This window comes from uncultured Endozoicomonas sp. (genome assembly GCF_947495845.1).
Taxonomy (GTDB): Bacteria; Pseudomonadota; Gammaproteobacteria; order Pseudomonadales; family Endozoicomonadaceae; genus Endozoicomonas.
In genome coordinates this window covers 263,035-273,307 of sequence record NZ_CANMAO010000003.1, presented here as the reverse complement: position 1 = coordinate 273,307, position 10,273 = coordinate 263,035, and the positions used below count along the sequence as shown (strand labels likewise).

Sequence of the window (10,273 nt, the reverse complement as noted above, 5' to 3'; positions counted from 1 at the left end):
GTGTGTAAGTGCTGTGAGGCATTGAGCTAACCAATACTAATGACTCGTGCGGCTTGACCATATAACGCCAAAGCGATTTAGACGTGTAGAGATACACAGCCATACGCAAGCACTAGCAATTGCTCCTCGGTAACTGCTCCATGCGTTACCCTAATTACCTACATCCTTGTAGGCATGCATTGCTAGCATACATGCCATCCGTGGCAATATAGAGTGTTTAGCAAGAAAAGATTCAGCTTATACATAAAAACGTTCCAGACGTTTTTTAGTACTTCCTCCATCCTTGGAGGTCGAAAACGGATTCCAGAGTAAGTGATTAATCAATCATTTACTCAAGCAAGTTACGCCTGGCGACCATAGAAAGTTAGAACCACCTGATCCCATCCCGAACTCAGCAGTGAAATGACTTATCGCCGATGGTAGTGTGGGGCTTCCCCATGTGAGAGTAGGTCATCGCCAGGCACTAAATTACCCTTGAGTTCGCTCAAGGCTGTGAAAACCCCGAGCACTTCGTGTTCGGGGTTTTTTGCGTTTTGCAGTTTGAAAAAATATATGTCTTGTCGCTCTCCATTCTTCGGATTGTGCTTAACTTCTTTGGGATTCTGTTGAACAAACAGGGTCGTTCATTCTCTATTAATAACCTGTTCAGCTTTTTGCAGTAAGTACCCGGCCATATGGAATCGAATATTTCTGGCTTGTTGGTCAGGTTCTCTGCAAGGCGCAACGGCGGGAGCATAGCGAGCTATGTGACCAGAGTTGCAACGCAGTCAGAGGGGCTGATCAACAAGTCCGAAAATATGATTTCATATGGTTGGGTACTTAAGCTTTACGCCTTCCTTTAATGCCATCAAACACAGAACTGGAGATTTTTTTGCTGTTCTCTATCAGTAGCCTTTGCCAAAAATCCAGTACGCTGCTTGTATTGGGAGTCATAGTGACTTGTTTTACGTCACCGGTTTGGTCTTCTGTAACAGGCGTTTCTGATAATGCCCAAGAAGCTAAAGGTATCAGTGAGGGTGTTAAATATGTCTTTAGCACCAGTATCTATACCAAGCACTGGGACCCCAAGCCTGAGCATAATAATGACCAGAAGTTGATCGGTATTGAGCGCTATGAAGGAAATGAAATGTGGGGGGTGGCATTTTTCAAAAACTCGTTTAATCAGGATTCTCAGTTTGTTTATTGGGGGAAAGAATTCCGTCTGGATGACTATGTGTCAGGTATGAGAACTAAGTGGGCTTTTGGTCTGCTGCATGGTTACAGGGGGAAATATAAAAACAAAATTCCGTTTAACAATCTACATGTTGCTCCAGCTATACTGCCGACAATCGGCTTCTCGACCCGCTATCTGGAAACTGATTTGGTATTTCTGGGAGCCAATGCTATTACACTATCGGTTAGCGCACCTGTACGCTTTTGAAACTGGTCGAAGCTATTCATCCGTACTGCACCAGATAAACATCCAATAAGCTATTCGGATATAGACAATAGAAAGAAGTGGGTAGAAGATGTACTATCCACACGCTTGGTTCACTGATAAAACCTTCTGAAGCTCTTTATAACTCTTTAGATGATAATCTGCGGTATCGTTTCATTGAGTATTTTATGCATTGAAGCGTTGCTTAATATCAGGCATTAAGTTTTTACATGTGCTAAATGCTGTTGAACACCCGCAAGACAATATTTCGGGCTTTTAACATCTCACCCGGAAAAGATAAGTAGATTGTATCGTGCGAAGCGATTCCTACAGCTGCTCATGTAAGAGCAGTGTGAAAGGCTGCTTAATATCAAGTTCCCTACGTTGGATTTCTTCGCCGTTCCAACCTTCATGAGACAATCTTACTTATGACTTTTTCTTCTCTGGGCCTCTCAGCCCCGATTCTGAAAGCAGTAGCTGAGGAAGGCTACGAAACACCATCACCAATTCAGAGTAAAGCGATTCCTGCTGTGCTGGAGGGCAGGGATGTGATGGCGGCAGCGCAGACAGGAACCGGCAAAACAGCAGGTTTTACTTTACCGATTCTTGAGTTGTTGAGCCGTGGCACGCGGGTAGGAGCGAACGAAGTTCGCACATTGATTCTGACCCCAACACGGGAACTGGCTGCGCAGGTAGGTGACAATGTACTTTCTTATAGTCGACATTTACCACTAAGCTCCGCTGTTGTTTATGGCGGTGTTAAGGTGAACCCTCAGATGATGCGTATGCGTCGTGGGGCGGATATTTTAGTGGCTACGCCGGGTCGTTTACTCGACCTTTATAATCAGCATGCTATCCGCTTCAATAAGCTGGAAATTCTGGTGCTGGATGAAGCTGACCGTATGCTGGATATGGGCTTTATTCATGATATCAAAAGGATTCTGGCTATTTTGCCAAAGCAGCGTCAGACCTTGATGTTCTCGGCAACATTCTCTGATCAAATCCGTACATTGGCGAAAGGGCTGGTGAATGATCCTGTTGAAATTTCTGTGAGCCCTCGAAATACAACAGCCCAGACCGTCACTCAATGGATTAGCCCTGTTGATAAAAAGCAAAAGCCTGCCTTACTGGCTCATTTGATTAAACACCATCAGTGGGAGCAAGTGCTGGTTTTCAGCAGAACCAAGCACGGAGCTAATAAGCTCTCCCGCTATCTGGATGATAAAGGTATTACCTCTGCCGCGATTCATGGCAATAAAAGCCAAGGTGCTCGTACCAAAGCATTAGCTGATTTTAAATCCGGCGATGTTCGTGTATTAGTGGCTACGGATATTGCTGCCCGTGGACTGGATATTGATCAATTACCTCAGGTAGTGAATTTTGATCTGCCCAATGTGGCGGAGGACTATGTTCACCGTATTGGGCGCACGGGCAGAGCGGGTGCAACCGGTCAGGCGGTGTCTCTGATTTGTGCTGATGAAGTGGAGTTGTTGTCCGCCATTGAGCAGCTGATCAAGCAAACCCTTGAGCGTAAGGAAGTCCATGGCTTTACGCCGGTTAATGAGCTGCCAGAAACGGGCTATGATCCGAATCGTCGTCCTAAAAAAATCAAAAAGCCAAAGCAACCAAAGACTGAGCACCAGGGCGGCCATCGAGCAGGCGGTAATAAACCTCATAAAAAGCCGGGTTCTACTGGCTCATCTGGTCGACAAACTTCCCCCGGTGCCAAGCAGCGCTCGCGAAAACCAAGAGTTAGCCCAGCAAAAGCGGGTACTCGTTAGAAGCTGCTCATGATCGTCTGCAGCTCACAGAAAGATTGTGAACAGCTTCTTAGATAAATTACTCAGTTTCTGCTTCTGTCCGATAAAGAGAGTTGTGCTTATAAAGCGTGAATGACTCTCAGGATGGACAGCCATGGACGGACAGTTTCAAATCGCGATGACCTTTCTGGTCTACTTTGCAGGCATGTTAGGTGTTGGTTATCTGGCATGGCTGCGAACCAGTACTGGCGCAGATTATTTTCTCGGTGGCCGTTCACTGGGGCCTTGGACTGCGGCGCTCAGTGCCGGAGCATCCGATATGAGCGGATGGTTGCTGCTTGGCCTGCCAGGCTACGTGTTTGTCGCGGGCTTTGAGGCAGTTTGGCTGGGTGCCGGTTTATTATTAGGGACCTGGTTGAACTGGCTGATTGTAGCGAAGCGCTTGAGAGTGTTCAGTGTGACAGCAAATGATTCCCTGACGCTGCCAGAGTATTTCTCAAATCGATTTTCAGACCTTTCCTCTCTTATACAACCGATCAGTGCTCTGCTGATTCTTGTGTTTTTCCTGTTCTATACCAGCTCTGGGTTAGTGGCCGGTGGCAAGTTATTTGAGTCCACCTTTGGCCTGGATTATGAAGTGGCCGTCATCATTGGCATGGTGAGTGTGGTGTCGTATACGCTTTTCGGTGGCTTTCTTGCAGTTTGTTGGACGGACTTGATACAGGGGCTGTTGATGTCTGCCGCCATGTTGATTGTTCCCATCTACGCACTTGAGGTTGTAGGCGGCTCTGGTCAGCTGATGTCAGAACTGCAATCCATGGATGCCCATTTCACGAATCTTTTCACCAATAGGCAAGGTGAGAGCATCTCATGGATAACAATTGTTTCCTTATTGGGGTGGGGGCTTGGTTACTTTGGGCAGCCGCATATACTGGCTCGGTTCAAGGCAATAAAGCAGATAGAGCAATTACCCAGTGCGCGTCGTATAGCTGTTTCCTGGACTGCTGTGTGTATGGTGGGTGCACTGATGGTGGGGATTGCAGGTCTGGTCTATACCCAAAAGCAAGGGATTGTTCTTGCGGACCCTGAAGCAATTTTAATGCTGTTGGTCAATCTACTGTTTCATCCAGTGATAGCGGGTATTCTGTTAGCGGCGATTCTAGCGGCCATTATGAGTACCGCAGATTCCCAGTTACTGGTTTGTTCCACTGCAGTTGCTGAAGATTTCTATCGTCATTTCTTTCACAGAGCGGCAAGTCAAAAGGAAATGCTAGTCGTTGGTCGTATTACCGTTGTTGTCATGGCTTCGATAGCAACAGTGATTGCATTAACGCCGGATAGTTCTGTGTTATCTATGGTTGCATATGCCTGGGCCGGGTTTGGTTCAGCGTTTGGCCCTGCCTTGATGTTCTCGCTGTATTGGAAACGTATGAATGGGTTAGGTGCATTAGCGGGTATTGTGACAGGTGCAGTCACGGTGTTTGTCTGGCGGTCACTCAGTGGGGGATTGTTTGACCTTTATGAAATGATTCCGGGTTTTGTCTTCTCCAGCGCTGCGGTTGTTGTTTTCAGCTTAATTGGGCCGAAGCCCAAAGCAAAAGAGGCTGAACTATTTAGCAGAGTTCAGCCTCTTTTAGATGCAAAGTGAAAGCAAAGTGAATGCCAGTCGCTTTAGTTATGTCTTGGGTAACGCCAGAAGTTTGGACTGAAGGGGAGAATGAGTGTGGTGTCTTCCCCCGCTAAAGAAGCTTCTGGGTGGTAGTTGCTAAGATGATGTCGAACCACTTTCTCCTGTTGTTTAGACACATCCACCATAATCAGGTGCCTGCCCCGAATGAGTTCATCGTGAAAACGTTCAGTTTTGTAGTTTTCACGGGTGACACCGGCCAGACCACCACTCCATGCTCCAAATAGGGTAAAAACCCCGGCAACCAGAATAAGCATTGGGAACGATGCAGCCAATTCGAATGGATCCCAGAGTTCCAGAAGCGTTGCAATCGTCAGACCGGCAAGCCCGCCGATCAAGGCGCCAAGCTCTCCAGAGTGAAGTACATCATTTTCCTGAAGCATATTAGCGCTGTGAATTTGCCGGTGGTAAAGCCCTGCTTCATTGCGGCTGAGGACATGAAGATGCCAGTCAGAAATACCGGCATGGTGAAGATCATCGATGATTTGGGTTACACTGTTGAGCGAACCTGTCAGGTAGTAGAGACGTTTCATAGGATTCTCCTGCTTTACTGCCAGCAGAAACTGTCAATACATTATAGATTACTTTATCCCAACCAGTAGTTTGTAGGTGATTGCAATGAAACAAATAAAAGTCGCAGTACGGAAAAAAGGCTCCAGGGAAAGTGTCGAGCTGAACGAGGCGGATCTTGAACTGAAGCAAACCCTGGAAAGGCTGGCGAAAAAAGGCATCAACCCCATGCAGATGTGCCATAAGCTGAATGAGCATGGGGTCAGTTTCCCCGGTGAAGGGGAGTGGACCTACGATCATGTGATGGAGGAATGCCAGCGACTGAAAGTGGATATCTAAGCATTACTTGAATCCAGCTTCACCAGCCAGCCTGTTGGCTGGCTTCACTTTAGCTGTCTATTACCCTTTGCTTGATTCCAATAGCGCTTGAAATCGTTGCTGCTTCTCTTCTTTCGATAAAATGGGTGCTTCACCGGCCGCGTCCTGCACCAGTGGGCTGGCGTCCAGTGGTGGTAAATCATTCTGAACCACTTCGGGTACCGTATTTTCAATCAACCAGGATTCCATCACCTCCAGCGCTTCCAGCAAACCTTCGTATTCTTCCGAGGTATCTGTTTCCTGCTCTTCGGACTGCTGGAGTTTCTTCAAAAGATTGTCCTTAATCTGGAGAATCCGTGGCTCCTGAATCTTCCCTTTATTTTCTTCCAGCCACTTTCTGGCGGACTCACCATTGGTTGACATGATCAGCGATTGCCTATGTGAAAAATGAGGTCATGAATGATAAGAAAAATCATCTAAGATTGTATATGGCTGTATAGCTATCTTTTTATGGACACTCGTCCAATTCTCGGTAAATACGATCCTGATAATGGTGGTCAATCTATATACCATTAGTTATCTTACGCTGTTTTTATTCATTGACTACTTATCTTGGCAGGCTGCTTTGACCCGTGTAATTCAGGCTCAGTTTTCATTAATGGTGGAACAGTTAGCGCGACTGACCAGTGAGTCTGCACCCGATCAGCCGCTGTATCGCGTTGAGTTACCGTTGCCTGCCATTGCCTTGAAGGGTTTTCTTGCTTCACAGAGCATTAAGGAAAAAGCTTATTGGTCTGATCGGGATGGTGATTATTCCGTAGCAGCACTGGGGTACAATTGGTCAGAGGCGCTATCTTCTCGAAAAGATATCAGTGTTGCATTTGCTAATGCCCGAACGCTATTGGGCAGCTTGCCCGAATTATCAGGCGCCCGTTGTCTTTGTTACCTTTCCTTTTCGGACAATATAGAGTCCATCTGGCCGAGCTTTGGTTATGGTCGGATAATCCTGCCTCTGGTTGAAGTGGTCGAAAGTCGCAAGGGCCATGTTTTAGGCGTCAATCTTCGCAGCGGCAATGATATTGAGTGGCAATCCAGCCTCCGTAAGGCCGTGGAAGTTATTCAATCATTGACGTGGCAACAACAACTTCCGCTGATCAATGTTCAGACAACAGCGAATGGCTATATACCGTCGTATAATGACTGGAAAGAGATGATTGCAAATGCAAAAAATGCTTTTGCAACCGCGTATCTGAAAAAGGTGGTATTTTCCCGTGAGACTCGGTTAGACATAAATGGTCAGTTATCAAGCTGGTCATTACTCCATGCCTGGAAGCAGGCGAATCCGCAGTCTTATCAGTTTTGGTTCCAAGGGGATAATGAAGTTTTCTTAGGATGCTCACCGGAAAGGCTGGTGAAGCGTCTGGAAAATGTTATCTCAACAGAAGCACTGGCCGGCACCATTGTTCGTGGCTTTGATTCCACGGAAGATGATCAGTATGCCCGGACGCTGATGAATGATCGAAAAAATCTCCATGAAAACCGGCTGGTATTGGACGATATCTGTACCCAGCTCGCTTCGTTGTGCCAGACGCTAGAGGCGGATCGCAGCCATTCCATCGTCAAGTTAAGGCACATCCAACACCTTCGATATCAGATCCGAGGTGTATTGAATGAGTCCGTTCATGATGAACACCTCTTACAGGCATTGCATCCAACACCAGCGGTGGGCGGTACCCCAAGACGTGAAGCAATGTCGTTTATTGCAAAGCATGAGCCCTATGCACGGGGTTTGTATGCTGGGGTGTGTGGCACATTGAGTGTTCAGAAAAGTGACTTCAGTGTTGCAATACGCAGTGCACGATTAACGGAGCAATCACTGATGTTGTATTCCGGTGCAGGCATTGTTGAAGCTTCTGTGGCAGAAGATGAATGGTTGGAGCTTGATAATAAAATTGCGACTGTTGTGGATATCCTCTCTTGCCAGAGAGACCAAAAATACAATGTTCAGGTTTGCTAATGACGTTTAAAACTGGCTACGCCAATATTAATACGGTTTGGTCTTCTGTATTGATCGAAGAACTCTGGCGTCTGGGCGTTCGCCATTGCTGTATCGCACCGGGATCGCGTTCCGCACCGTTAACGTTCGCTGTTGCCGCCCATGATGGCATAACACGACATGTGCATTTTGATGAACGCGGCCTTGGTTTTTTTGCGCTGGGATTGGCGAAAGCAACTAACGAGCCGGTTGCTGTTATTACCACCTCAGGTACCGCGGTTGCGAACCTGTTTCCGGCGATCATTGAAGCTCGTCAATCCGGTGTCCCACTGGTGGTATTGACGGCAGATAGACCGCCCGAGTTGATTGACTGTGGGGCTAATCAGGCCATTGATCAGTTGGGGATTTTTGGTGACTACACAGGAGCAAGGCTGGATTTGCCAACACCGGATCGAAAAATATCACTCCGGTGGCTATTGGGCAGTATTGATCAGTCGTTTTCCCGTTCCTGTGCACTTCAATTGCCTTTACACATCAATTGTATGTTCCGGGAACCGCTGTATCCCCATCAATCGGATGGCGAAAATAATAACGAACTGTCGTATTTCTCAGAGGTTGAGTCGTGGCTTTCTTCCCGCTCTCCTTATACCGAGTACATGCCGCTTAAGAGTGCTCAGGTACCTGATGAATCAAGATGGCAGCGATTTGCCGATGGCAAAGGCATCATTGTTGTTGGTCGTATTTCCAATCATTCAGATACTGGCCAGATCATCAGGCTCGCTGACCGTCTTGGCTGGCCAGTAATCACTGACGTGCAATCACAACTGCACGGCCACCCACGGGCAACAAAATATCCGGATCTTATGCTGGCCAGCGATTCAGGCTTAACGCTGTTTAAACAGGCTGACCGAATCCTGCAATTTGGTGGGTATTTAACATCTAAACGACTGGATCAGTTTATTACCCGTCATTCGTGGATAGAAAACTGGATGGTTGACCCAGCTGCCAGAAGAGTGGACGCGGGGCAGAGGCAGAGCTTAAGGATCATCGGGAATATTGATGATCTCTGCCAACAATTGGTTGATTTACCACTACATAAAACGGATTCAATGGCGTGGAAAAAGCGTTTTGATGAGTTATCAGAAAAATTACACGACTATCTGGAGGCTTCAGCGCCTGAGCTTTTGAATGAACGTTGGCTGGGTACTTATTTAGCTGAAAATTTGCCTGATAATGCAGGTGTGTTTCTCGGTAATAGCCTTCCTATTCGTATGGTTGAAATCTTTACCAGCAATCAGCTTCCGAATATCTATAGCAGTCGCGGAGCCAGTGGTATTGATGGACTGATTGCCACGGCTTCTGGTTGCGCTGTAGGCGGTAAGCAGCCTCTGGTGCTATTGATTGGCGATATTTCATTTTTCCACGACCTGAATTCGTTGCAACTGGCCAGACAGGCTAAATACCCTCTGGTGATTGTTATGGTAAATAACGACGGTGGTGGTATTTTTTATGTCACTAGCAAAGGCTGCGATGAAGATCAGGCTCAGGTCGCTAAAGACTATTTTGTCACCCCCCATGGGTTAACCGCAAAACACGCGTCAGCGCTTTTTGGTATTGAATACGCTTCTCCAGATTCCCCTGAAGCATTCACGAGTTGTTTTGCACAAGCAATGACAACACCTGGTTGTACGTTGATTGAAGTGATGACGCCTTCAGGTCAAGGCGCGGAGCTGATCAGTGAATCAGTGAGCGGAGTCAGTGAATTATGACGCTGGCCTGGCGCTGTTTTGGCGAGTCGTACTTTCCGACTGTCGTGTTGTTGCATGGTTTTATGGGCAGCGGTGAGGATTGGCAGCACTTAATTGATGAGTTAACCCAGAGCTGTTTTCTGATTACTGTGGATTTACCCGGCCATGGCGCGAGTTCGTGGCTCGAAAAAGATAATGACGGTTTTTCAGCTTTCGCCAGTCGATTGGACGTCACGCTCGCAGAAATAGAGCAAAGCCAGTCAGTTGATCTAAGTCGCTTCAACCTGTTGGGTTATTCACTGGGCGGCCGGTTGGCAATGAGTTATGCCATTACTCAGCCAGAAAGGGTTCTTCAGTTATTTCTGGAAGGCGCTCATACGGGGTTGGTGAATGAACACGAGAAAGCAGAACGTGCACTGTCGGATCATGCCTGGGCAATAAGGTTTCAGAAAGACGATCTTCATCGTGTGTTGTGTGATTGGTATCGTCAGCCGGTATTCTCTGGGCTAACCAAAGAACAGGTGTCGTCTCTGATGGTTACCAGAGCCGATTCACAGTCAGGTAAGCATTTAGCTGAGGCGATGATGGCGTTCAGTCTTTCAAGGCAGCCGGATTATCGACGCCTTATCGCCAGTCAGCCATTCCCAGTGCACTATTTTTACGGTGAAAAGGATCAAAAGTTTGGTCTGCTGGCGAAACAATTGCTGGCTGAAGGTGTGGTTGATAGTGCTCATTCTATTTCAGGGAGTGGGCACAATATTCATTGGGAGCAGCCACAGGCACTTGCCAGGCTGATCAGGGATTTAATAAGGAACTGAGGAATTGAGGAGTTAATGA

General features: G+C 47.2%; 9 protein-coding genes and 1 rRNA gene. 8 read left to right on the top strand and 2 right to left on the bottom strand.

Annotated elements, in window-relative coordinates:
• Positions 1-346: 346 nt before the first annotated feature.
• The 4 genes from rrf (at position 347) to putP (ending at position 4,825) form a co-directional block, all read left to right on the top strand.
• Positions 347-462: ribosomal RNA gene (rrf, locus tag Q1B11_RS04245) — 5S ribosomal RNA — on the top strand.
• A gap of 472 nt (positions 463-934) precedes the next feature.
• Entirely contained in the window at positions 935-1,420 is a 486-nt protein-coding gene (locus tag Q1B11_RS04240) for a sn-glycerol-3-phosphate transporter (RefSeq protein ID WP_299728062.1), read from the top strand.
• 425 nt (positions 1,421-1,845) lie between these two features.
• Positions 1,846-3,198 carry a DEAD/DEAH box helicase gene (locus Q1B11_RS04235; protein WP_299728059.1) on the top strand — a complete coding sequence of 451 codons (1,353 nt, stop codon included), beginning with the start codon at positions 1,846-1,848 and terminating at the stop codon, positions 3,196-3,198.
• 133 nt (positions 3,199-3,331) lie between these two features.
• Entirely contained in the window at positions 3,332-4,825 is a 1,494-nt protein-coding gene (gene putP, locus Q1B11_RS04230; protein WP_299728056.1) for a sodium/proline symporter PutP, read from the top strand.
• A 23-nt stretch (positions 4,826-4,848) separates the two neighbouring features.
• Here putP and Q1B11_RS04225 read toward each other — a convergent pair whose 3' ends face one another.
• Positions 4,849-5,397 (bottom strand): hypothetical protein, encoded by a 549-nt coding sequence (locus tag Q1B11_RS04225; RefSeq protein WP_299728053.1) that lies wholly within the window; start codon positions 5,395-5,397, stop codon positions 4,849-4,851.
• An 85-nt stretch (positions 5,398-5,482) separates the two neighbouring features.
• Between Q1B11_RS04225 and Q1B11_RS04220 the strand changes: the two genes are divergently transcribed.
• Entirely contained in the window at positions 5,483-5,713 is a 231-nt protein-coding gene (locus Q1B11_RS04220; RefSeq protein WP_067520211.1) for a hypothetical protein, read from the top strand.
• A 60-nt stretch (positions 5,714-5,773) separates the two neighbouring features.
• On the opposite strand, the gene Q1B11_RS04215 is transcribed toward Q1B11_RS04220, so the two are convergent.
• Positions 5,774-6,115 (bottom strand): hypothetical protein, encoded by a 342-nt coding sequence (locus Q1B11_RS04215; RefSeq protein WP_299728047.1) that lies wholly within the window; start codon positions 6,113-6,115, stop codon positions 5,774-5,776.
• Between the two features lie 202 nt (positions 6,116-6,317).
• Here Q1B11_RS04215 and Q1B11_RS04210 point away from each other — a divergent pair, with 202 nt between their 5' ends.
• From Q1B11_RS04210 to menH, 3 genes are read left to right on the top strand one after another with little or no spacing between them, the layout of a single operon-like run.
• On the top strand, positions 6,318-7,709 hold the full coding sequence (locus Q1B11_RS04210) for an isochorismate synthase (RefSeq protein WP_299728044.1): 1,392 nt from the start codon (positions 6,318-6,320) through the stop codon (positions 7,707-7,709).
• On the top strand, positions 7,709-9,457 hold the full coding sequence (gene menD, locus Q1B11_RS04205) for a 2-succinyl-5-enolpyruvyl-6-hydroxy-3-cyclohexene-1-carboxylic-acid synthase (RefSeq protein ID WP_299728041.1): 1,749 nt from the start codon (positions 7,709-7,711) through the stop codon (positions 9,455-9,457). Before Q1B11_RS04210 ends, menD begins: the two co-directional genes overlap by 1 nt.
• Positions 9,454-10,254 carry a 2-succinyl-6-hydroxy-2,4-cyclohexadiene-1-carboxylate synthase gene (menH, locus tag Q1B11_RS04200; protein ID WP_299728038.1) on the top strand — a complete coding sequence of 267 codons (801 nt, stop codon included), beginning with the start codon at positions 9,454-9,456 and terminating at the stop codon, positions 10,252-10,254. The genes menD and menH overlap by 4 nt, the downstream gene beginning before the upstream one ends.
• The last annotated feature ends 19 nt before the right edge of the window (positions 10,255-10,273 follow it).

What these genes read in the sequence shown, in the direction of transcription:
- Q1B11_RS04235 (WP_299728059.1), top strand. Translation starts at nt 1,846, where the DNA reads ATGACTTTTTCTTCTCTGGGCCTCTCAGCCCCGATTCTGAAAGCAGTA.
- putP (WP_299728056.1), top strand. Translation starts at nt 3,332, where the DNA reads ATGGACGGACAGTTTCAAATCGCGATGACCTTTCTGGTCTACTTTGCA.
- Q1B11_RS04225 (WP_299728053.1), bottom strand. Translation starts at nt 5,397, where the DNA reads ATGAAACGTCTCTACTACCTGACAGGTTCGCTCAACAGTGTAACCCAA.
- Q1B11_RS04220 (WP_067520211.1), top strand. Translation starts at nt 5,483, where the DNA reads ATGAAACAAATAAAAGTCGCAGTACGGAAAAAAGGCTCCAGGGAAAGT.
- Q1B11_RS04215 (WP_299728047.1), bottom strand. Translation starts at nt 6,115, where the DNA reads ATGTCAACCAATGGTGAGTCCGCCAGAAAGTGGCTGGAAGAAAATAAA.
- menD (WP_299728041.1), top strand. Translation starts at nt 7,709, where the DNA reads ATGACGTTTAAAACTGGCTACGCCAATATTAATACGGTTTGGTCTTCT.
- menH (WP_299728038.1), top strand. Translation starts at nt 9,454, where the DNA reads ATGACGCTGGCCTGGCGCTGTTTTGGCGAGTCGTACTTTCCGACTGTC.